This is a genomic window from Lysinibacillus sp. YS11, assembly GCF_002896375.1.
Classification (GTDB): domain Bacteria; phylum Bacillota; class Bacilli; order Bacillales_A; family Planococcaceae; genus Lysinibacillus; species Lysinibacillus capsici.
In genome coordinates, this window is the sequence record NZ_CP026007.1 from 2,894,676 (window position 1) to 2,917,800 (window position 23,125).

Annotated in this window: 22 protein-coding genes, 1 pseudogene and 2 riboswitches; of the genes and pseudogenes, 2 read left to right on the plus strand and 21 right to left on the minus strand. The window is 36.9% G+C overall.

Annotated features, from left to right (window positions below; genetic code table 11):
• Positions 1 to 107 precede the first annotated feature (107 nt).
• Positions 108 to 494: a rhodanese-like domain-containing protein gene (locus tag LBYS11_RS14380; RefSeq protein WP_004231073.1), complete on the plus strand. Its 387-nt coding sequence runs from the start codon at positions 108 to 110 to the stop codon at positions 492 to 494.
• A 512-nt stretch (positions 495 to 1,006) separates the two neighbouring features.
• Positions 1,007 to 1,083, plus strand: a riboswitch (glycine riboswitch).
• Positions 1,084 to 1,234: 151 nt separating this feature from the next.
• A complete protein-coding gene (locus LBYS11_RS14385; protein WP_048392275.1) occupies positions 1,235 to 2,572 on the plus strand; it encodes an amino acid permease in 1,338 nt (445 codons plus the stop codon).
• Positions 2,573 to 2,605: 33 nt separating this feature from the next.
• Here the strand turns inward: LBYS11_RS14385 and LBYS11_RS14390 are convergent, their stop codons facing one another.
• The 21 genes and pseudogenes from LBYS11_RS14390 to comGC form a co-directional block, all read right to left on the minus strand.
• On the minus strand, positions 2,606 to 3,571 hold the full coding sequence (locus LBYS11_RS14390) for a glutaminase (RefSeq protein ID WP_103118422.1): 966 nt from the start codon (positions 3,569 to 3,571) through the stop codon (positions 2,606 to 2,608).
• Positions 3,572 to 3,640: 69 nt separating this feature from the next.
• Positions 3,641 to 5,056, minus strand: a complete 1,416-nt coding sequence (locus LBYS11_RS14395; RefSeq protein ID WP_103118423.1) for a M20 family metallopeptidase — start codon at positions 5,054 to 5,056, stop codon at positions 3,641 to 3,643.
• A gap of 19 nt (positions 5,057 to 5,075) precedes the next feature.
• Positions 5,076 to 6,295, minus strand: a pseudogene (locus LBYS11_RS14400) (MFS transporter).
• A gap of 300 nt (positions 6,296 to 6,595) precedes the next feature.
• Entirely contained in the window at positions 6,596 to 6,793 is a 198-nt protein-coding gene (locus LBYS11_RS23745) for a hypothetical protein (protein ID WP_233732059.1), read from the minus strand.
• Entirely contained in the window at positions 6,790 to 7,896 is a 1,107-nt protein-coding gene (locus tag LBYS11_RS14405; protein ID WP_233732065.1) for a hypothetical protein, read from the minus strand. The genes LBYS11_RS23745 and LBYS11_RS14405 overlap by 4 nt, the downstream gene beginning before the upstream one ends.
• Before the next feature lie 153 nt (positions 7,897 to 8,049).
• Complete coding sequence (locus LBYS11_RS14410) at positions 8,050 to 10,899, minus strand: hypothetical protein (protein ID WP_103118424.1); 2,850 nt, start codon at positions 10,897 to 10,899, stop codon at positions 8,050 to 8,052.
• 264 nt (positions 10,900 to 11,163) lie between these two features.
• Complete coding sequence (locus LBYS11_RS14415) at positions 11,164 to 13,503, minus strand: sensor histidine kinase (protein WP_103118425.1); 2,340 nt, start codon at positions 13,501 to 13,503, stop codon at positions 11,164 to 11,166.
• Positions 13,494 to 13,652, minus strand: a complete 159-nt coding sequence (comX, locus tag LBYS11_RS14420) for a competence pheromone ComX (protein WP_048392269.1) — start codon at positions 13,650 to 13,652, stop codon at positions 13,494 to 13,496. Before comX ends, LBYS11_RS14415 begins: the two co-directional genes overlap by 10 nt.
• Before the next feature lie 277 nt (positions 13,653 to 13,929).
• Positions 13,930 to 14,142 (minus strand): hypothetical protein, encoded by a 213-nt coding sequence (locus LBYS11_RS23750; protein ID WP_233732069.1) that lies wholly within the window; start codon positions 14,140 to 14,142, stop codon positions 13,930 to 13,932.
• Positions 14,143 to 14,154: 12 nt separating this feature from the next.
• Entirely contained in the window at positions 14,155 to 14,313 is a 159-nt protein-coding gene (locus tag LBYS11_RS23755; RefSeq protein WP_233732072.1) for an SMI1/KNR4 family protein, read from the minus strand.
• Positions 14,314 to 14,342: 29 nt separating this feature from the next.
• Positions 14,343 to 15,290, minus strand: a complete 948-nt coding sequence (locus tag LBYS11_RS14430) for an ADP-ribosylglycohydrolase family protein (protein WP_048392267.1) — start codon at positions 15,288 to 15,290, stop codon at positions 14,343 to 14,345.
• Positions 15,291 to 15,320: 30 nt separating this feature from the next.
• Complete coding sequence (locus LBYS11_RS14435) at positions 15,321 to 16,088, minus strand: macro domain-containing protein (protein ID WP_048392266.1); 768 nt, start codon at positions 16,086 to 16,088, stop codon at positions 15,321 to 15,323.
• 398 nt (positions 16,089 to 16,486) lie between these two features.
• Positions 16,487 to 17,950: an aminomethyl-transferring glycine dehydrogenase subunit GcvPB gene (gene gcvPB, locus LBYS11_RS14440; protein ID WP_048392265.1), complete on the minus strand. Its 1,464-nt coding sequence runs from the start codon at positions 17,948 to 17,950 to the stop codon at positions 16,487 to 16,489.
• Positions 17,943 to 19,289, minus strand: coding sequence for an aminomethyl-transferring glycine dehydrogenase subunit GcvPA (gene gcvPA / locus LBYS11_RS14445; protein WP_004231057.1), 1,347 nt, complete (start codon positions 19,287 to 19,289; stop codon positions 17,943 to 17,945). The genes gcvPB and gcvPA overlap by 8 nt, the downstream gene beginning before the upstream one ends.
• Before the next feature lie 25 nt (positions 19,290 to 19,314).
• Complete coding sequence (gene gcvT / locus LBYS11_RS14450) at positions 19,315 to 20,418, minus strand: glycine cleavage system aminomethyltransferase GcvT (RefSeq protein ID WP_054549144.1); 1,104 nt, start codon at positions 20,416 to 20,418, stop codon at positions 19,315 to 19,317.
• 248 nt (positions 20,419 to 20,666) lie between these two features.
• Positions 20,667 to 20,759, minus strand: a riboswitch (glycine riboswitch).
• A 144-nt stretch (positions 20,760 to 20,903) separates the two neighbouring features.
• Positions 20,904 to 21,419: a shikimate kinase gene (locus tag LBYS11_RS14455; RefSeq protein ID WP_103118426.1), complete on the minus strand. Its 516-nt coding sequence runs from the start codon at positions 21,417 to 21,419 to the stop codon at positions 20,904 to 20,906.
• 20 nt (positions 21,420 to 21,439) lie between these two features.
• Complete coding sequence (locus LBYS11_RS14460) at positions 21,440 to 21,601, minus strand: hypothetical protein (RefSeq protein ID WP_225340350.1); 162 nt, start codon at positions 21,599 to 21,601, stop codon at positions 21,440 to 21,442.
• A gap of 16 nt (positions 21,602 to 21,617) precedes the next feature.
• On the minus strand, positions 21,618 to 22,043 hold the full coding sequence (gene comGF / locus LBYS11_RS14465; protein WP_054549143.1) for a competence type IV pilus minor pilin ComGF: 426 nt from the start codon (positions 22,041 to 22,043) through the stop codon (positions 21,618 to 21,620).
• Positions 22,036 to 22,353, minus strand: coding sequence for a hypothetical protein (locus LBYS11_RS14470; RefSeq protein WP_054549142.1), 318 nt, complete (start codon positions 22,351 to 22,353; stop codon positions 22,036 to 22,038). The genes comGF and LBYS11_RS14470 overlap by 8 nt, the downstream gene beginning before the upstream one ends.
• Positions 22,346 to 22,783, minus strand: coding sequence for a competence type IV pilus minor pilin ComGD (gene comGD, locus LBYS11_RS14475; RefSeq protein WP_048392261.1), 438 nt, complete (start codon positions 22,781 to 22,783; stop codon positions 22,346 to 22,348). The genes LBYS11_RS14470 and comGD overlap by 8 nt, the downstream gene beginning before the upstream one ends.
• Positions 22,783 to 23,121: a competence type IV pilus major pilin ComGC gene (gene comGC, locus LBYS11_RS14480; RefSeq protein WP_103118427.1), complete on the minus strand. Its 339-nt coding sequence runs from the start codon at positions 23,119 to 23,121 to the stop codon at positions 22,783 to 22,785. The genes comGD and comGC overlap by 1 nt, the downstream gene beginning before the upstream one ends.
• Between the last annotated feature and the right edge of the window lie 4 nt (positions 23,122 to 23,125).

The following is a 23,125-nucleotide window of genomic DNA, read 5'->3' on the forward strand; positions in this document are numbered from 1 at the left end:
CGAAAAAAGCGAATTCGCTACAACCTAGTTAATTTTATCAAACTCATTGGACTATCGCTAGCGCATCTTTTATAATAATAGAGAAGATAGAAAGGGGTAAGAAAATCTTGGACATACTTATCACAATCGGTGTCGTTTTAGTAGTCACAATTGCATATATCGGAATTAATGCACTACGACTCAAAAAAGCCGTAACCAACCTAACACAAGAGCAATTCATAGAAGGCTATCGTAAAGCCCAGCTGATCGATGTTCGTGAGCAAAAAGAATTTGATGCTGGTCACATTCTTGGTGCACGAAATGTGCCTTCGACAACACTACGTCAACGTTATAAAGAAATCCGCCCAGATTTACCAGTATATCTATACTGTCAAAATACAGGCCGTAGCTCACGTGCTGCACTATTTCTTAAAAAACGTGGGTATAACCAAATTTACCAACTTCAAGGTGGTTTCAAAACTTGGACAGGTAAAATAAAAGCAAAAAAATATTAATGCTCTCATCAAAAAAAGTCGTCTCAAAGTACTATGAGACGACTTCTTTTTTAAAAAATTCAGAGTTTCTACTATATTATATCTATTTCAAAAGATGCTGTACAAGCTTCATGTCATCAAAATAAAAAAGTAAAGCAACAAAACGCATTATAGTCCCCTTATTTGATACAAAATCTACTTTGAACGAGTTCGGGTCCTCATAAAAATGAGCGCTTTGGTGTCTTTTTGGAGCGGTTTTCACTTATGTTTGAGCACTTCGAAAGCTACGTTAAGCAATCTTCCAATAAACCACCTCATATTTAAAAACTCCTTCACGAAACACTTTGTATGACCAAAAATACTATTTTTCGTTAGAGATATGCCAGTTACGAACCCTATTCTTCTATTTTTCTGAAAATAGTTAAAATTTATTGTTGAATAATTTTAGAAGCACTGTTAGGATGTATAATATCTTACAATAATAATTGATTATCAAGTTAATAAGCTATGAATGCTATGGATCAAACTATAGCAGGAGCAGTTCTGGAGAGAGCGCACATTGCGTCGCCGAAGGGTTCACTATCTCAGGCAAAAGGACAGAGGAGTAATACAGCTTTTATAAGCGATGCTACACTATTTCATGTAGACATCTGCGAATAAATGGTATTTGTTATTCTGACGTTTTTCCGAGACTAGTGTCACAACTAGTCTCTTTTTATTTTTCCAGTCATAGTTTTTTATGCATCTTTGAGGGGATTAACGTGGAACAGCAACAATTAAAACGAGATTTAAAAAATCGCCATGTACAGCTTATTGCCATTGGTGGAACAATTGGGACTGGTTTATTTTTAGGCTCTGGAAAAGCTATTGCCTTAGCAGGGCCTTCGATCATCCTAGCCTACTTAATTGTAGGGACAGCGCTATTTTTTGTGATGCGTGCCTTAGGTGAATTGTTACTATCCAATGCAGGCTACACTTCATTTACGGATTTCGCATCCGAATACATAGGGCCTTGGGCAGGTTATATCACAGGTTGGACATACTGGTTCTGTTGGATTATGACTGCGATGGCAGACATTATTGCGGTGGGGGTTTATACACAATATTGGTTTGATATCCCACAATGGGTGCCAGCCATTGGTTGCCTCGTATTGTTATTACTACTAAATCTATTAACTGTTAAGCTTTTTGGTGAGCTAGAATTTTGGTTCGCTATTATTAAAGTTATTACAATTGTAGCACTTATTATTATTGGTCTTATTATGCTAGTAACTGGCTTCCAAACTAGCTCAGGAACAGTATCTGTTGAAAACCTGTGGGCACATGGAGGCATGTTCCCAAATGGAATATACGGCTTTTTAATGGCCTTCCAAATGGTTGTCTTTGCATTTGTTGGTGTGGAATTAGTGGGGGTTTCAGCAGCTGAAACAGCAGATCCTCAAAAAAATATTCCTTCTGCCATTAATAAAATTCCATTTCGCATTTTACTTTTCTATGTAGGGGCATTATTTGTCATTTTATGTATTAACCCATGGTATGAGATGTCTGCTTCAAGCAGCCCCTTTGTCCAAGTGTTTACATTAGCAGGTATACCGATTGCTGCTGGTATTATAAATTTTGTTGTGCTTACTTCAGCGGCTTCAGCAGGTAACAGTGGGTTATTCTCCACAAGTCGGATGCTCTATAATCTTGGTAACAATAAACAGGCATCTCCAGCATTCGCCAAACTCAACAAAAACAGTGTACCAAGTAATGCACTCGTTATTTCTACTATTGTTGTATCAGCTGGTGCTCTGTTAAGTAAGTTGATGCCAGAGAACGCCTTTAGTGTTGTGACGACGATTAGTGCAATTTGTTTTATATGGGTGTGGAGCATTATCATCATTTCGCACATTATCTACAAACGAAAAAAACGTGCTTTACATGAAGCTTCAATCTTCAAAGCACCACTGACACCTTTTATCAACTACGTTGTGCTTGCGTTTTTCGCCTTTTTATTAATAGTGATGTTTATTTCTGAGGCTACGCGTACAGCACTGCTGTTAACACCAATTTGGTTTATCGTTTTATTTATTATTTATAAAATGAAAAAAAGATGACTTCAGACTAAGCGCTGAAATCATCTTCACTTATTAAAAAATAGTCATATCCCATTCTGTTGCTAGCTGTTTCAGCAACTGTACACCTGCAACACTGTTTCCTATTGAATCAATCGCTGGGCCGTAAATTCCGATACCACAGCCAGTAGGAAACGGCGAGTGTAGGCCTGCATGTCCTGGAACAGCCGCAAGAATCGCACCTGATACACCACTTTTGGCAGGGAGACCAATAAATGCTGCAAACTTCCCTGAGGCATTGTACATACCACACGTTACCATCAAAGCCTTCGCTAATTTTGCCACTTGTTTTGGGAATAGCTGTTTCTTTAACAGTGGGTGATAGCCATCATTCGCAATAACTAGGCCAATCATGGCTAAATCTGATACATTGACTTCAATTGCACATTGCTTCAAATAAACCTCAAGCGCCGCCTCTACTGGACAATCTAAAAACCCTGAATCCATTAAGTAGTAGGCCAATGCTCGATTACGATTAGCCGTTTGCCACTCTGACTGGAATACTTCTTCATTGATACTCAATTGCTTGCCTATGATTTGTTCTAAAAATTGTAGAATCTTTGTGACCTTCTCTTGTGGAGAATGACCAGCCAACATGGAGGATACCGTAATAGCCCCAGCATTAATCATCGGGTTAAAGGGTTTACCTGGCTGATGACTTTCTAAGCGAATAATTGAGTTAAAGGTATCTCCTGTTGGTTCAACATCTACTCTTTCTAAAACATATGGTAAGCCTCGATCCATACAGGCTAAAATAAAGGTAATAACCTTGGAAACGCTTTGAAGGGTAAATAGTTCTTCGGTATCTCCCGCTTTGATTTCGTGGCCTTCAGTCCCAACAATCGCCACAGCTAATTGATTAGGATCTTTTTTGGCTAAAGCAGGGATATAATTAGCACATTGCCCTTCTTTGGTAGCTGCACGATACTGTGATACCCACTGTGCTAGAAGATGATGCTGATGATTGGGTTGTGTTGACATGTCGCGTTCTCCTTTCAAAATGAGGCAAAAACAGAGCCTTCATAGTTCTCCTATGAAGACTCTATCCTGTTAGCGCTTAGGTGGCTGTGTTCCCTCTGGAATTAAAGATTGATATGTTTCACCATCTAGACGTTCTTGCCATTCCTTTTTCGCTTTTTCAATGTATAGAGGATTATCCAGCAACGCTAAGGCTGTACAAGCCATAATTTTAGCAGCCTGTAGCATTCCTTTATGCGCTATTGGGGTCACTCCCTGAGACACTACCTGCCATGTATGTAATGGTGTCCCTAATGCCATGCATACAGTTGTACACTGTACGGTTGGTACGTTCCAGCTAACATCTCCAACATCTGTAGAGCCACCCATAATAAATTCAGGTAGCATGCCTGGAACATGATCAGCAATCACTTTTCCTTGTAATAGCTTGGCATCTTCTTTACGTAAGCCTACTAATGAAGCTGCTTGTACTTCTGGTGTAAACGTATTGAAAATAGCCTGCGCATACTGTTCATCCTCTATTGTATAGTCTGGCATACCAATTTCAAGTATTTGTTGATACATCACATCATAAAGTGTTTTATTTGTAATAAGATTCGAAGCAGCACCTTCAAACTCGATGTCCACTGACGTCCCTGTCATCATTGTGGCACCCTTTGCAATGTTCTCAACGCGTTGATAAATTTCCTGTACTTGCTGCTTTTTAGGTGCCCTAACTAGATACGTTACCTCTGCATATGGTTGAACTACATTTGGCGAAGTTCCGCCAGAATTAGTAATGGCATAATGCACACGTGCTTCTGGAATGATGTGTTCTCGTAAGTAGTTTACCCCAACATTCATAAGCTCAACAGCATCTAAAGCACTTCGTCCAAGATGTGGTGCAGCTGCGGCATGAGCACTTTTGCCCGTAAACTTAAACGTTGCGGCATAGTTTGCTAGAGAACTACACGTCATCACAGTCGAAAACGTACCTGGATGCCAAGAGATCGCGATATCAACATCATCAAAAAGGCCAGCCTTTGCCATATAAGCTTTACCAGATCCATTCTCCTCTGCAGGGCAACCGTAAAAACGGATTGTTGCTGACTGATGATTTTGCTCTAAATAATCCTTTACAGCAACAGCAGCTGCGAATGCGCCAGTACCTAATAAGTTATGACCACAGCCATGTCCGCTTCCACCATCCACAAGAGGCTCATGTTGTGTCGCCCCACCTTTTTGACTCAAGCCTGGAAGCGCATCATATTCACCTAAAAAGGCAATTACAGGCTTGCCAGAACCATAAGTTCCAACAAGCGCTGTGTCAAGACCCGCAACACCGACTTCTGTTTGAAAACCCTCTTTTTCTAGTGCCTGTTTCATATATTCCATCGATTTCTTTTCTTGAAAATGAAGCTCGGGCACAGCCCAAATCGCATCGCTTAATGCTACTGTAGCTTGCTGTTTTGCTTCAATTAACGTTGAAATTTTCTCATGATAACTCATATTTGTCCCTCCAATTTCATTATGCTTTTAACAATGTTCCTTTTTGGTCGTTTAGTGTGACAAGCGACACAATACAGATAAGCGCAAAGCCAATTAACATCCAAAAGGCTGCATCAAAGGAGCCATTAAAGGCATCCACCATAAATCCAATTGCCATCGGTGTAACAAACCCTGCTAATTGTCCCCCTGTATTGGCAATTCCCATTGCAGAACCTGTAATAGAAGAAGGTAATTTCTTGAGTACAATAACAGGTAGTAATGTAATGACAAACGCAATAAATATCGAAACGACTGTTTGGTAACCAATAAATAACGTCACTGTTTTGGCAGTAAACATTAAATACAATAAAAGACCAATGACTGCGCAGGAGATGGAGCCTAACACTTTCTCCATACCTTTTGGTAGCTTATCAATGATATAGCCACTACCATATACACCAATTATCGTTGTAATGGCAGGTATTGTTTGCGCCCAACCAATGGACATTAAATCCAAGCCTCGATTTTTTGAAGATATGTTGGAATCCAAGAAACTAATCCCCAGTTCACTGCATAAATACAAAAATAAGCAATGATTAAATTCCACATTAGGGGTGTTTTCAATAACTCTTTAAAATTCACTTTGTTCGTAGTATTTTCTGTTCCAGCAGTAGCTGCCTCATCTTGCGGGAGTTGAATGTATTTCCAATATAAAAAGGCAATTATTGCCCCAATTGCCCCAATGATGATAAACATCATGCGCCAGCCAATCGTACCTAATAAATAAGCAGCTAGCAAAGGGACGATGAGTGAAACAATGCCACCAGAAGTAAGCATGATGGACATCGCTCTACCTCTTTCCTCTTTTGGGAAAATCGTAGCAATAATTTTAGAGCTTGATGGCTGAAAACCACCCTCACCAATGCCAAATAAAAAACGAATCACAATCATCGCTGTTAAAGACCAAGCAATAGCTGTTAGGCCAGTAAAAATAGACCACGTGATAACAGCCATTAATAAAACTCGTTTTGCGCCAAACTTATCGGCAAGCCAGCCACCTGGTATTTGCATTATGGCATAGCCTAAAAAGAAAGCGCTTAAAATAATACCCGTTGAAGATGCATCCAGGTGCAAATCCCCTGTAATCGAAACTACTGCGTAGTTCATAATATAGCGATCTAAATTCCCTAAAGACCAACCTAAAAATAAAAGTGCAAGGATGACATTTCTAGATTTCTTCGTTATTTCATTTGTTGTCATTCATATCCCTCCCATATATAGAAATCCTCTCTTTATTGCCACGACTATTCTTGAATATGCTTGCCCCCTTGTCCGTAAATCCCCTTTTATATACCGACATTTTCGTTATATATTCGTATAATAATCAAAGTTCAATAAAAAGACAATATTTTTTTGAAAATTTTTAATAGATAATCGTCTTCGTAAATCCATATTATTTACCTAAATAACCGCTAAATTCATTAATTTATCAGTATTTAAGGCTTCAAAAAGCATAAAAAAATGTCCCACACCATATATTGGTTTGGGACATTTTTGTTTTTAGACAAGTTGATACATTTTAATAGGTCTGCCTCGAGTATGCTGTAATTCTTCCCCACAAATTCTCGCTAAATCTACATTACATAAATCTGCTACGATTCGTTGGGCATTTCTCTCGCTCATTTGCAGTTGTGACGCCAAATCCTTTGTGGTAAAATGCTTCCAATGCATTTTTTGTACAAGTGCATGGATTTTCATATAGGTTTTAATACTAATATTCCCTTTTTTAGTTTTTCTAAAATATAAGGGTCTTCTGCTCGGTAGGAATAGGATAGCTCTTCTACATTCCCTACCGATTCAATAATGGTGCCATCATCCTGTATCATCACGATGTCAATAGCCTCGTTTTCCTTCGTCTGTCTTAGTCCTCGGTGAGCATGTAACTCAGCATTGAACACTGTTTGAGCAAAGCCAATGCCTGCTGTCACCTTCGTCTCCATTTCAATCGACAACTGATACATTTTTTCCTGTAAAAATCGTATTTGCCCTTCAATCGCACCTCTTGTACTAAAGATCGTATATTTACCATTCCCCTCTTCAATAAGAGAGCCATCAATCTGTTCACAGAGCTGTAGTAGATTTTCCTTCGTACGCAATTCTAAATATTGAATACGATAGCCTTGCTTCATGCGCTCTTTTAATGAATCAAAGTCCTTAATTTCAAGCATGACTGCACCAATTTGTGTCTCTTTATAGTAGGACGTTTTGATCTTCTCTGTAAAAAGCTGAACTGTATGATAAATTTCTGTTTTTGTCGGGGAAACCCAATAAGATGGAACGCCTCGTTTCTTCAGCTCTTCATCAACAGAGGGATAACAAGTAATCGCAAAATCAATTTTGCTCGCCTGCCAAAGACTATAATGGAAATCAAATAGCTCTTGTGGATCAATAGCGACATCAAATTCCTTTAAATACATATGATGGACATTATGCTGAATCTCTGCAAGACTTTCTGAAGCCATTTGAGAAGGCGAAGGAATAATATCGATACTAACATTTTCTATAAACTTTTTTTGCTGATAGGATTGCTCTAAAAAACCCCGATAAATAGCCGCTTCGGAAAAAATAATATGGGTCAATTTATCTTTGGATACATTCGTTTGACTGGCAAGCTTATAAGGGATGTAACCAGAAAACAACCAGAAATCGACAGCCTGATTATGTGTCTCCACAAGATGCTTTGTTTCCGTCGCCACTTCATATATATACGGAATAAATTCCATATCCTGTTCGATTTCTCGTGCTAAGGCAATAATTCTTTCAACGGATTGAATGGGACCAACAACACCTATTTTATACATCTTTTGTTCCTACCTTCTTTGTGAAACTACAATCTTTATGTAAAAAATTTATTCCTTTGTTGTACATAGTATAGCGGACAATCAAATTACTAGACAAATCTTATGTATAAAGAAAAGCCTCGAAAACTATTCGAGGCCATCTGGAAGTAATAATTATTGCTCGGTTGGATACATGTTTGTATAGAGTAACTCTAATCTTTTAGAGAGCTTTCCATAGGCTGTTTGCCATGCTTTACGTGCAGCATCATTACTGCTCCCTGCTGGTTCGTATATAGCATGCACCTCTTCAACCTTCTTCAAATCACCCTCTGCTTGCGTGAGCTTCGAATAATTTTTAACAACCTTCTTATCAGCATCACTCAGAGCATCATAGGCTTTACGGATTTCACTTACTTTCTCCTGTAAACCATCGATATATTCACCTTTTACAAGAAGTGAATTGATGGATTCAATTAATGACAATGAATTTTCATTCGTTTGCTGTTGTCCTTTTTGCTTATCAATGATCAATTGTCTAGTTCCTGCATCAATCAGGCTCACTTGTTTAGATGTAAGCTTTTCATATGCCTTGATCACAGTGCTTGGATTTGAAGCAAAGGATTTCTCATAGGTCTTCATAAAGCTTTCCACTTTTTTCACGTCTGCAAGCGCAGTTTTTAAAATATCATAGTTCGTAATCAGTTTTTTCTCACTTGAACTAAGGCTACTATATTGTGTAGAAAGATTTTTAATACGTTCAATCGTTACGACATAGAGATTATTGGAAACAATTGTGGCAATATCATTATTTAGCTGTGTAATTTTCGATGCATTTTCATCTATATTTTGATTTTTTAATAAAGCTTCATATTGTTCTTTTGCTAAATACTGCTGATTCGCAGGTAATTTCGCATAAGCTTTTTGCACTGTTTCAATTTTTTTAGCCTTTTTCGCAGCATCTGTTTCTTCTCTAGCAGTCTGTATTTTTTTATAGAATGATTTTACTCCTGTAATATCCTTATTTGCTGCTGTTAATAAATAATAATTTGTCACGTATTTTCTTGCAGCTGAAGACAATTTTTTATAGGAATCAGAAGCTGTATTAACAGCGGTTTCTAATTGATTGAATGAATATTTCGTAACATCCGCAAATTTGGCAATATCCGCCTTTAACGCCTCTGCTGCTGCTTTATCAGTAGGCACTTTACCATTGCCATCAACTGAAATCTTTGGCGTGTTTAGTAAAAATTCTTCAGCATTATATACAAGTGATTGCTGTAAATTTGTAAGATTATTATAAGCTTTTAAAGTACTTGTATAGCTTGAATTAAGTTTACTTTCCGTTACACCAGTTGTTGCAGATAATTTTTGATAGGCATCCATATCTTTAATTACTTTTTCAGCTGCTTTTAAATCTTTCTGTAAGGTAACAAGACTATCGTAGCCATTAATTTGTGCTGCGGAGGCTTTTGTTAAGCTCTTATATTCCTTGATCATTTGATTCACATTATTGACATGACTTTGCCATGAACCAGCAGACGGATTGAACGGATAAACATCATCGCTAATATAGCTATCTATAACATTATTTAAATTTATAATTTGGCTTTCTTCTGCACGTTCTGCTGTAGTCAAACGCTGCACATACACATCTGGCACTAATTTTAATTGTTTATACGTTAATTTTTCATAGGCTGTACGGATTGATTTAGCAGTCGTCACTTGTTTATTAGGCGTACTATTTGTAGCTAATTTATCAAATGATTTAATGAATTGCTCGACCTTTTTAATATCCGATTTAGCCTCAGACAAAATTGCTTGGTTTTGAACAGCGGCTCGGTAGCTTTGTGATAATTTCTCAATATCCGCTTCGATTGTCTTCACGCTCGCTTGTAAGGAATCAACATCCGAAGCTACATATTTCACAAGTGAATTCTCATAAGATAATAAATTAATAATAGCTTGATTGAGTTTTCTGACCTCTTTTATCTCTTCAAGATCATTTGGCTCGTTTAATAGTTTTTTAATGCTCGTATATAGGGTCTCATCTACATCTAAGCTACGCTGTAACAGATCTAGCTTATTATAAGCCTCTTCTAGTTCCTTTATTTCTTTTTCATTACTAGTCTCTATTTTGCTCCATTTTTCATTTAACTTAGTTATTAATTCAACATCAGCAAGTGCTCGCTTTAAGACATCATAATTAGACACATTACCTTTAGCTGCCGCTGATAAGGATTGATAGTTTTTTTCTAGTTCCGCAACTTTAGCACTAAATTCTGCTAAGCTTGATACATTGTATTTATTATCATTGACCAGTAAAGCTTTAATCTCTTTCGTTAAAGTATCAGTGGGTTGTTTAGAGACTGTGATGGTATCAGATAGTTTAGATTCCGCAAAAGAAAGACCCACTTTTGCTTTGACAGTAACAGCAATATTTTTAATATCCTTTTCAATGGCATCCTTCGGAATCGTATATGTACTACCTGCAGCTCCCTCTATGATAGTAAAGGAGTTATCGCCTAATTTATAAAACCATTGATAACTATATGTAATTTGATCACTTTGCAATTTTGCACCATTCTTATCAGTTACAGTAATACCAGCCACTTTCACTGTTTCTCCCGGTGCTACAAAACCAGCGGATTGACCTTCTAACGTTGGAATGGTGATATCGAGCTCTAATGGCTGAATAGTGCGCGGTGCACTTTTAAATTTTTTACCGTCTGTCGTAGTTGCTTCCACAAAAATGCTTTTTCCAGCTGCTTCAACGGGCACTTTTAAGGAAATAGATGTTGCTCCAGAGATGGGCTTATTTGTTGAACCCTCTTCACCAGTAATTTCCTCTAGATAATACCATTGATAGGCATTGACGATTGTATCATTTGGTAATTTTTCTACTTTTAATGTTGCATTGACAATATTTTCTCCAGTGACTGAAACTGTTTCGGCCGCACCTGCTACAGTGGGAACGATAAGTGCAACAGGAATAGCTGCTGCTGTTAAAAATAATTTTTTATTCAAATCTATTGACCTCCTCAATCCTTCTCCTGAATTATATCGGTCATATGGCCATAATTTCCTTGAATATTAGGTAAATACTCTAAAAAGTGTATTTTTTCCTGATTTACTATTTACCAAATAATATTTTTTTGATAACGTTTTATCATTTTTGATTATAAATAAATACTTTTCAAACAAAAGCCTTCTAACCCACATTCGTAGCCTCTACGAAGAGATTAAAAGGTGTTAAAAAAATATATGCACTTATGCTTCCGCTTCATCTGGTTATCCTCGTATCATATAAGTTGGTCGGGTCAGGGTCTTATAGGTATAGGGATTCGTATGTTGGGTTTCACTTACTTGGATACGAATCGTCATCCCTTCTCCTACTTTGCTATCTAATGCGAATTTCCCATTAAAAGCTTGAACGCGCTCCTGCATTCCTTGTATGCCCATAGAATCGGCAAGTAAAATATCATCTATATTACAACCAACACCATCATCGCTATACAAAATTTGGAATCCCTCTTCGGTGCCCAGTAAATGGATTTCAACTGTATTAGCATAGGAATGTTTTAACGCATTGTTTAATAATTCTTGGAACAGTCGATAAATCATTAAATTTAAACGCTCATCCTCTAAATAGAGGCGGTCAATCGTATATATCAAAACAAAATTAGCCCGTTTATGAATTTTCTGTATTAATTTTTCAAGGGCTGCATTTAAGCCCAATGTATCTAATAGAGGTGGCTTTAAGTTTTCGCAGTAACCCCTCAAATCATTCAGAGAGATAATCATATGTTCATGAAGCTTTATAAGTTTAGATGGGATCTCCTCTTTTTCTTTTGTATGCATGAGGACATCCATTTCCCTTGCAATGTGCAGTTGTTCTTGTAAAATCGTATCATGAAGTTCCTGTGCTAACTGATATTTTTCTTCCTCGAACCTTAGCCAGAGTAATTTATTGAGCCATGGTAGCTGTCGATTATCAGCTTCTTTCATATGCTTTAACTGATTTAAAAGTTCCTCAACCATTTTTGTGTTTTCGATAAAATTATTTAAATAGAGCAGCAATAATTCTAGCCATAGCAGCTCCTCGTCCTTGAGATAAATCGTTTTATTATGATCCACAACAAGGATTCGTTTATAGTTCACATCCTGATGAATAAAGGCGATATAGAAATGATCTGTCTTTTTAATATCTCCCAAGCCTAATCGTTCGACTAGTACCTCATCTATTTGATGCTGCGTGTATTCTTTGGATTTATTTGTTAAGGTAACTTGATGTGTTTGAAAATCGTAAGTGAGCACATACACACTTTCCATTTCAAGCTGAACCACAACCTCTTGTACAAATTTCTCCAATAAGTCCTCAATCTTCACCACTCTACCAATACTCTCAACGGTCGTATACAAGCGGTGGATGTAGTCGCCTTTTGTAGAAAATAAAATTTTCCGCTTACGATAATCAATCCGCTCTTTAATATAGAACAACGCCATTAACGATAGAAAGGCAAAAAAGAAAATCTCTGTCATGCGCGAAACTGATAAATCTGCAAATAAATATAAACCGATTAACAGCCATATCGTAAAGCCAAATGAGAAATTAAAATAATAACGCAATCGAGAAATGAAATACTCCATATCAAAAATACGTTCAGTGAGTTGTGTAAAAATGAAGCTGAATGGAATTAGTAAAAGAAATATGGAACTTATATCTGCCGAAAGAATTTGCCTATGAAAAAAAGTCTCAGGTAACGCATATAGAAATAAGAAAGGTATAAATGGAATAATAATACTACTAATAAGTATTTTAAGTTTTGGCACTCTATATATAATATAACTAATAATCATAATGCTAAGAATGGCTACTAGTAATAAGAAAAATATGCCCAAAATAATACTTGAAACTAGAGAATGAATGTCGTCAAAGACTATACCGAAGATACTTAGAATTACTACAGTTAGAGGAAGTATATATAATACCTTAATATTTTTTAACAACGGCCATTTTATATTCAGAAAGCTAAAATACTCTTTTAAAAAATGTAATAAAAGAACTAGGCAGAGTAGCATACTACCGCGATTAACAATAATTCCAAAATTATTTAAGATACCAGAGGCACCTAAGCTTACATATGCTAATGATACAGTTAATATAAACAATATCAATAAATCCAATAATGGCGTATTTCTTTGTTTAAAATATAAATACAATGAAATCATTAAAGTTAAGAAAAAGTAACACGTTGGTACTATAAATACAAAATAAAAATACTCAGGAATAGCTAATGGTTTTATTTGGATGTGAACCAAATTCCCATTAGGTTGCATTATGGTTAAACTCTTTGCTTCCCTGATAATATATTCACTTTTTATAAATGGAATGTCGTTTATTTTATTTCCATCGATTTTTACTACATTATCTCCATGAGTTATTTGTCGTTCTGCTGCCCAGTCTTTATAATAAAAATCTGTTACAAGCCATTGTTCATTCTCTTTTTTTATTTTTATACCTAAAAATGAAGTGCTATAAGTAATAAATAATAAATAAACACCCAAAATTAAATAGATACTTATAGCACTCAAAAACCATTTTTCTTTTATTTTTAATTTTAGTTCCACAGTCCCCACTCAGGACCTAACTTTTCTTCAAAAGAATCTAATATTGCTTTTTGTTCAAGTTCTGTTACACCAATGAGAGAAGCTTTTTTTTCTTTTAACAATGTCACCAACGTCGGGTTTTGCTCTAAATATTGAATCATGTTAATCATTAAAATCGCCTCATTTCTTCATTTTTTTAATTTATAGTCACTATTTTTTGCCAATAATTCCTCTTAATAAGGAATTATTAACCATTTATGTAACTATATTTTCATTATACTACCTCTCTCCAATAATTCAACATAATTTTCTAAAAATTCAAAAAATAATAGATTACGTAATAATTTTGCTTTATTTTCAATTTTTTTCACCAAAAGTAGACATAGAAAACAATATGAAAAAGCTCCTTCCTTCTAGTAGGAAGAAGCTTTTCATTTTTCTCTTTTGCTAATACTGACACCCTTCTTGTAGCCACTTGTAGAAATCACAAGTAATCAATGTTGCATGCTTTGGGTTCATATCACCACTATCTACTGCTAAAACACGATAATCCTCTGCCTTTATGTCCATTAAAAAGACCATTCCTCCACTATCATCACCAATTGCAATATAGCCTTTTGCATATTCCTCCACTTCCCAAGTCTGGTTTCTTTCTATCACTTCCTCTGTACCTTAAATGATTACGCCATTCATTAACGATAAACCGTTACTTTCCTTTAATACAAGTGTATACGCACTCGGAAGTTGGCAATTCAGCCTATGTTCTATGTGTACAATTTGGTGATCTGTTGCTGGTGGATTAGCTGTATAGCTATTATGTATAGGTAACATGTCGTCACCGTCCTTTCCAATAAACTTTTTTACGTCTGCGCTGCACAAAATTCATAAAACGCCAGGATTAAGGCATCAACCTTTTGTTTACTGACAATTTTACCTAACCATTCTTCCGGAATATTGTCCAACTGTTTATACATTCCCGCGATCGATCCTGTAATTGCTGCAACGGTGTCCGTATCTTCTCCTAAATTAACTGCCATCAGAATCGCTTCTTTAAATGTTGTAGAATTACCTACACACCAAATAGCCGCTTCTAACGAATGAACAATATAGCCACTCGATTGAATCTCGTCTTCAGGCGTATTTAAAAAGTTTTCATGAAAAATCCTTGCATAAGCATTTAACTCTGCTTTCATTTCATTTTGTAAATTATTTTGGAGTAGTTCAAAGACCTCTTTTAAGGCCACTTCTAGTGAATTATTTCGGTATAAGCTTAATAATAGTTCAATGTAAATGATGGACCCTACTATGGAACGCGGATGACCATGAGTAATCTCTGTATACTGATGAACTAATTCTTTTCTTTTAATAAAATCTAACTCATGCATTACCACGAATACTAAAGGAGCAATTCTCATTAACGTACCATTGCCATTATCAAATTCGCCCGTTTTACCACATTTTGCTGGCGGAACACCTTTTTTATAGTTCGAAACGGCTTCAGCTGTAGTAATTCCAATATCAAACATTTCGCCAAATGGTGTGAGATAGCCCTGCTCCATGTATTGTACAAATTTATTCATTAATGTTTTGGTATTCCCATTTTCAATAATGTTCTCGACCAGGCAGAGTGTTAAAGAAGTATCATCAGACCAAGTACCAGGTGGCTGATTGTAAGTACCGTACCCCATCACATCTTGCACATGGAAAGTCCCTCTTTGTTTAAACTCAACAGGTACGCCCATTAGATCACCGATAATCCCACCGTATAAAGTGTCAAACACCCGCTCCCTCAATTTTGTATCTACCATAGATGCCACCCCTAACTTTAATTTAATTTATCACAATTCAAAAACAGTACATTTAATTTTATAATAAATCAATTCCTCATTTATTATTTTTTCGATCTCTCTCCAATCTCCTCCAGCTAAACCTGAACCAATTTTAGGCATCTGTATCGATAATCTATTTTTTAAGGCAAACCTCGCAACTTTTCTTAAACATAAACGAAGCACATCATAATCAATATAGGTTGTACGATCTTTATCATTTTTCCTCACACCATGCTGTGCAAGCATATTGGCAACAAAAGTAGCTTTCTGCTGGTCTACACATACAAACTGAACCTCTCCTAACCCAAAAGTTTCTTTATCCTTCGACCATTTTACATAATCATTTTTAGCAATAGGGAATTGCTTTGATAAAGATAAAACAAAGCCTTTTCCCCATTTTCCTAAAATATTGACTACATGAATAATGAGTGTATGTTCTTCTAAAGGAAGAGATGCATCGCCCTTTAAGTAGTTTATTGGAGATTTGTTAGCTACAATTCCCTCCTGCCATTTTTTCTCAAAATCTAATCTTGTAATAGGTACACTATCGCTTACATCTAAACTATCGATATGTCCGTCATATAATAAAAATCCAATATCTTCGTTCCAATCGTGCAATGATGAAGAACAGTACATATCGTTTTTTATTATATTGATCTGCCTAGTTGCAACGCCATCATCAAATTCTGTATATAATTGACCATAACCTTTTAAAAATTCAATATTATCACATTTATAGTATAATAGACTATTACCAAACTTGATATCTTCTTCCATCACTTTCCCCCCTTAATAGAACCAACCTAACCCTATCTTGTGCTTAATAAGGTGCAAAGATTTTATTAATTATACTTTCGATTGTAGATAGTTAGGCACTAACTCTAAGTCCTTAAATTGAATCCCTTTAAGATGGAATTTTTCACAGATTTAAATTTTTCTGAACAAAACAGGTATCTACCCAGTTTAAATCGTTTAATGGAAATAAATCAAGATCAGAGTCTTTTAACACCAATCTTATATACTTATCAACGAAACTTCCATCAACTTTTAATTTTGCATTACTTGGCACTTCTCTTGTAAGATACTCAGATTTTCATAATCAATTGAAGATTCGTTTAGCCTGTAATTTAAGATGCAAAAAAAACCGCTCACATAAACGTGAACGGTTTTGTAGACTATGCTTTTTGATAACGAAGCACTGGTGTACGAGCAGCACGAGTTTCGTCTAGACGAGATACGACTGTTGTATGAGGTGCTTCTTGAACGATTGATGGATTTTCTTCTGCTTCTTTCGCAATTTGAATCATTACATCACAGAATGCATCTAACGTTTCTTTAGATTCTGTTTCAGTTGGCTCGATCATCAACGCCTCTTCCACATTTAATGGGAAGTATGTTGTTGGTGGATGGTAGCCAAAGTCTAACAGACGTTTTGCGATGTCTAATGTACGAACGCCTAGTTTCTTCTGACGACGACCTGATAAGACAAATTCATGTTTACAGTGACGGTTATATGGAAGATCGTAGAATGGCTCTAAGCGACGCATCATGTAGTTGGCGTTTAATACAGCATATTCTGTAACAGCTTTTAAGCCATCAGGACCCATTGTACGAATGTACGTATAAGCACGAACATTGATACCAAAGTTACCATAGTAAGGTTTTACGCGTCCGATTGATTGTGGACGATCGTAGTCAAAGTGGTATGTGCCTTCTTCAGTTCTTACTAATACTGGTTTTGGTAGGAATGGAATTAAATCTGCTTTTACACCTACTGGACCAGAACCTGGACCACCGCCACCATGTGGGCCTGTAAATGTTTTGTGTAGATTTAAATGCACACAGTCAAAGCCCATATCGCCAGGACGTGCTTTACTCATTACAGCATTGAGGTTCGCACCATCATAGTACACTTTACCGCCTACAGAGTGAATTAGCTCTGCCATTTCGATAATGTTTTCTTCAAATAACCCTAGTGTATTCGGATTCGTTAACATTAGAGCTGCTGTATCAGAACCTACTACTTTGCGAAGGTCTTCGATATCAACTAAGCCATTTTCATCTGATTTAACAGTGATTGTTTCAAAGCCTGCTACTGTCGCAGATGCTGGGTTTGTACCGTGAGCTGAATCAGGAACGATTACCTTGTTACGGTGACCTTCACCATTTGCTTCATGGAAGGCACGAATCATCATTAACGCTGTCCATTCACCATGAGCACCTGCTGCTGGTTGTAATGTAACTTCATCCATCCCAGTAATTTCCACTAAAGAAGTTTGAAGATCATAAAGAAGCTCCATTGCCCCTTGTGCTGTTGATTCATCCTGTAATGGGTGAACATTTGCAAAGCCAGAAAGACGTGCAACTGTTTCGTTAATTTTCGGATTATATTTCATCGTACAAGAGCCAAGCGGATAGAAGCCAGAGTCTACTCCATGGTTTCTACGAGAAAGTGCTGTATAATGACGCATAATATCAAGCTCAGACACTTCAGGTAGTTCTGCTGCCTCTGAACGTACTAAGTTTGCAGGTAATAAATCTGCTAGGTCTACCTCAGGCACATCTAGTGCTTCTAAGCTATAGCCAACGCGACCTTCTTTTGAAATTTCAAAAATGAGTGATTGATTTTCGTTATGCATTAAGAGCCCCCATTTCTGCAACAAGTGCATCAATTTCTTCTTTCGTGCGTAATTCAGTTACTGCGATTAGCACATGATTTTTAAGAGAGTCATAATTTTGACCTAAAGGATAGCCACCGATAATACCCTTTTCGATTAAGCCTTTATTGATTTCCTTCACACATTTATTCGTTTTCACAACGATTTCATTGAAGTGTGCGCCTTGGAATGCTACTGTAAAGCCTGCTGCTTCAAAGGCATTTTTTGCATAACGTGTTTTCGCGATATTTTGAGTAGCCATTTCACGAATTCCTTGTTTTCCTAGAGCTGTCATCGCTACAGAAGCTGCAAGTGCAAGTAGTGCTTGGTTCGAGCAAATATTCGAAGTTGCTTTATCACGACGGATATGTTGTTCACGTGCTTGTAGTGTTAATACGTATCCACGACGGCCTTCACCATCCACTGTTTCACCAACAAGACGTCCTGGTACCTTACGCATCAATTTTGTTGTCACTGCAAAGAAACCACAGTGTGGGCCGCCGAAAGCTTCAGAAATACCAAATACTTGCGCATCACCTACACAAATATCAGCACCAAGCTTGCCAGGAGGCGTTAAAATTCCTAATGCCAATGGGTTAGAAGATACAACGAGTAAGCTTTTTGCAGCATGTGCAATATCCCCGATCACTTGGATATCTTCCACTTGGCCAAAGAAGTTTGGATATTGTGCAATAACAGCTGCTGTGTTGTCATCGATTAACTCTTTTAATGCATCCACATCTGTCACACCATCTTTTTGCGGGATAGTCACGATATCAATGGATTGACCATAGGCATATGTAGCAACAACATCGCGATATTCTGGGTGCACTGCTTCTGACACTAAAATTTTCTTGCGACGCGTATGACCAGCTGCCAACATACCCGCTTCTGCCAATGCTGTACCACCGTCATACATAGAAGAGTTTGCAAGATCCATTCCCGTTAGCTCAGCAATCATCGTTTGGAATTCAAAGATGGCTTGTAGCTCACCTTGTGAAATCTCTGGCTGATATGGTGTATAAGCTGTATAGAATTCTGAACGAGAAATAACATGGTCTACGATCACTGGTTTATAGTGGTTATATACACCTGCACCTAAAAATGATACGTTGGCATTTGTGTCCTTATTTTTAGCAGCAAGTGCCGTTAACTCTTTTAATAACGCAGATTCTGATTTTGCTTCTTTAATATCATAAAGGCCTTTAAAACGGACTTTCTCAGGAATATCCTCAAATAACTCATCGACTGAGGATACACCGATTACGTCTAACATTTCTTTTTGATCTTGCTCCGTCATAGGTAAATAACGATGTTTCATAAATGTAGGTCCCTCTTTTCAACTATTATTTTGAACGCTTGTAAAACGGTGTTTCTACTGTTATTACCTTTAAGTGTTTACCGCGAATTTCAATTTCTAGTTCAGTTCCGATTGTTGCGAATTGACTGTCAATTAATGCGTGACCAACATTACGTTTTGATGAAGGAAGCTGTGTACCAGTTGTCACTTCACCGATTTCTTGACCATCCTTAAACACTTTGTAGCCATGGCGTGGAATGCCTTTATCAATCATTTCAATGCCTACAAGTTTGCGTGGTAGACCATTTTCCTTTTGAGCTACTAATGCTTCATGACCAATGAAGCCTTCTTTATTTAATTTCACAGCGAAACCAATACCAGCCTCTAGAGGAGAAATTGTTGCTGATAGCTCTTGACCATATAGTGGTAGCCCCGCTTCAAAACGAAGTGTATCACGACATCCTAGTCCAGCTGGAACCACACCTTTTTCTTGACCTGCCTCTAAAATTTTACCCCAAAGCGCTTTGATGTCTTCTGGAGCTCCATATAATTCAAAGCCATCTTCACCTGTGTAGCCACTGCGAGAAACTAATACTTTATGTCCTGCAACCTCCACATTCTCTTGGAAGCGGAAAAATTTAATGGCACTTACATCAGTCGAAGTAAGGGATTGAAGAACTTCTTCTGCTAGTGGTCCTTGAAGAGCAATTTGTGCGTAGGCATCCGATTGGTTATCAATCGTCACATCATATTGATGTTGATTTTCCATCATCCAATCATAGTCTTTTTCAATGTTAGCTGCATTGACACATAATAAATAGTGATTGTCAGCTAATTTATATGTTAATAAATCATCAACAACGCCACCATCTTCGTAGCACATTGCCGTGTACTGCGCTTGACCGTCAACAATTTTTGATACATCATTTGATAAAAGATTTTGTAAAAAACCTAATGCATCGGGACCTGTTACTAAAATCTCTCCCATATGTGATACATCAAATAAGCCTGCACGATTACGCACTGCATCATGTTCTTCTTTAATAGAAGAGAATTGAACAGGTAATTCCCATCCACCGAAGTCAACTGTTTTTGCACCATATTTCGCGTATTCTTCAAATAGAGGTGTACGTTTTAATTCATTCGACATTCTTTTTTGCCCCCTTATTGTTAGTTACATTTTTACTGGTAGTAGTTCGTCTGCTTTTTGTATTCCTACAGTCAATTGAGTAAAACGGGCTATAGACATAAAAAAAGACAGACGAACCCCTTTTCGGGATTCTCTGTCCTTGCACCTGAAAGTTACACCAGACTGGCTCGCAAGCTTTACCGTTGCCAATCAGTCGGCTTTCCCCTTTGGTGGCTGTTATTGTTATACTACAGCTCTCTCCAGAGTTGCGTCTTGTACGAGTCCTTTTACCTGAGAGATTCATAGCCCATTGCTACTTGCTCCTTCGGTGGCGTCTACACGCTCTCTCCCCGCACAATCATCCGCCCAAGATAAATCTTGGTACTATTTAGTATTCAATGAACATTTAGTTACTTATTTGTCTATATCCTAACATTAAATGCATTGGAAAGGCAATCATTTTTTAAAAGATAATAAAACACGAACATTAAATAAAAATAAGCTATTTATCGTTCGTTTTTCAATCTTTTCACTTGAAATACTAAATACTCTAGAATTTGGCGAATCGTCCTACCTTCTGTCAGTACCTGAATATGACCTGCCTCACGGTAAAACTTCCTTCTGTAGTGATACAGACTTTCTAGCTCCTCTTTTGTAGAGCTCTGTACAATGGGTCTATTTGGATCATGCTGAACTCGTTTATAAATATCCTCAAACGACGCATCTAAAAAAAACACCAGTCCACTGCGCCTCATAATTTTTCGATTTTCAGCATTGATGGCAACGCCACCACCAGTCGAAATAATACAGGCCTCGTCCCTAAAATTTTTCAAAAATTCTGTTTCTATTTCTCGAAAGTGGGCCTCACCGTATTTTTCAAAAATCTGTGGAATTGTCATCCCCTGCTGACGCACAATCTCATGATCCATATCATAATATGGCATCTTCAATAAATAGCTTAAACGTCTTCCTAATGCACTTTTTCCACTACCCATAAAACCAACTAAATATATTTTTCGCAATTCGATTCACCTTCTTATAACTACGATTCTACACTGTCTGACAAAATTTGTCCCAATAAATTTATCGTAGCTCGAACATTCAATTTTTCTAGCCCATCATATGTTCGATACTGCATTTCATAAGACATATAATACGCAAGAACAAAAGTAGTTACAAAAAATAATAATGCAATTGCGATCAAAAAAATAGCCCCTCTGTCATTTTTCAATAATTGGCACATAAAAGGTTCGCTCCTTTTGAATACCACTAGCCATTTCAACAGCTACCGTCAGCTTGTTTTCGGAATAGCTAAATTGACATTTATTGATTCCTATTAGCATAGGAACATGTCCACCCTTTACCTGCTCACGAATAATATTCGAGTAGCAATCAATATGATGGAGCGTATTAGCTGTTTGGAAAGTTATTCTTTTTTGATCTTCACGAATGGAAAAGGTGGAAAGTTCTTTTAGAGAGAGGTTCAAGTCAGAAACAAATAGTTCCCACTTTGTTTGTTCATCTATTAGCATAGTTGATTTCATTTCAGCAAACCAAAGTATTATAAGGACAAAAAAATGAGAAATAAGCACAAAAACGACTAATTGAAACATAGCTTCTATTAATGTATAGCCTTTCTCATTCATGCACTTCACCTGTCACTTGGATACATTTTTGGCGTGACTCCTGTAAATTTTGAAATTGGACACAAACTTGTTGTTCGTCAACTATCCAATGATAAGCAACCTGTTCAATGGTCCGAGAGCCCTCTGTTACTTGAATCGCATGGTACTGTTTTAAACCTTCGTATGCTGTTTCAGCTGCAATTAGCTCCATTTTTTTATTAGCAAGATTTGTTTTCATCGTATAGGTAATGGGGATTAACGAGGTACAAAGCAGCATCAAAATACCCACACCTAAAATAGTTTCTATAAAAGAATAGCCTGACTCATTCAATCCTAGCTCTCCCTCGCCCTAATGTTATGATTACTTTTTTCTTGCCCTGTGGTGTTTTAAATGCCATGGTGCCTGCTGTCATCACATTGCCGCTATAGTTATAGACAAGTGTTTGAATTGAACTCTCCGCTGGCAAAAATTCAACCCCCTTTGGAAAAGAGCGTTCATATAAATGAGTATAAATATCTTTTTGAATAGTATAACGATTTGTTGAACCTTCCATTTTCAGGGCTATATATTGTCGTTGGCTCATACTATAGGTTTGAATATATTGAATATCCAGTTGTAATTGCGTAAAAAATCGTTCTAATTCCTTGGTTTCTGCTATTTTCAATGAGAATTTACTAACAATCGCTGTTAAACTCATAACAAGAAATAAGACAACCAGCATTTCAAGAATTGTAAAACCACCGTTTTTATGAACATTCATTAGCTATCCGTACCTGTTTCCAAGTTGACATTGGCTGGAAGTACCTCTCCCTCATTAGTAATCACTATTTCTTCTTTATTTGGGCAGGTTGTTTCATTTTCCTTTAAATAGCCCTTCGCCACTAAATCCTCTAAGGTAGGATAAGCCATATAATCTACACGATACGCCTCTACTTGACCTTGTACCATGGATATATAAGCCGTACAGCCTTTCTTATCTATTGTGGCGAAATGCTTTGTAACATTTGGGATTGTAATTAAAATAAGAATGGATATAATTAACAAAACTATAAGCATCTCAATTAAAGTAAAACCAGCTTGTTGGTTAAGACGTTTCATCATC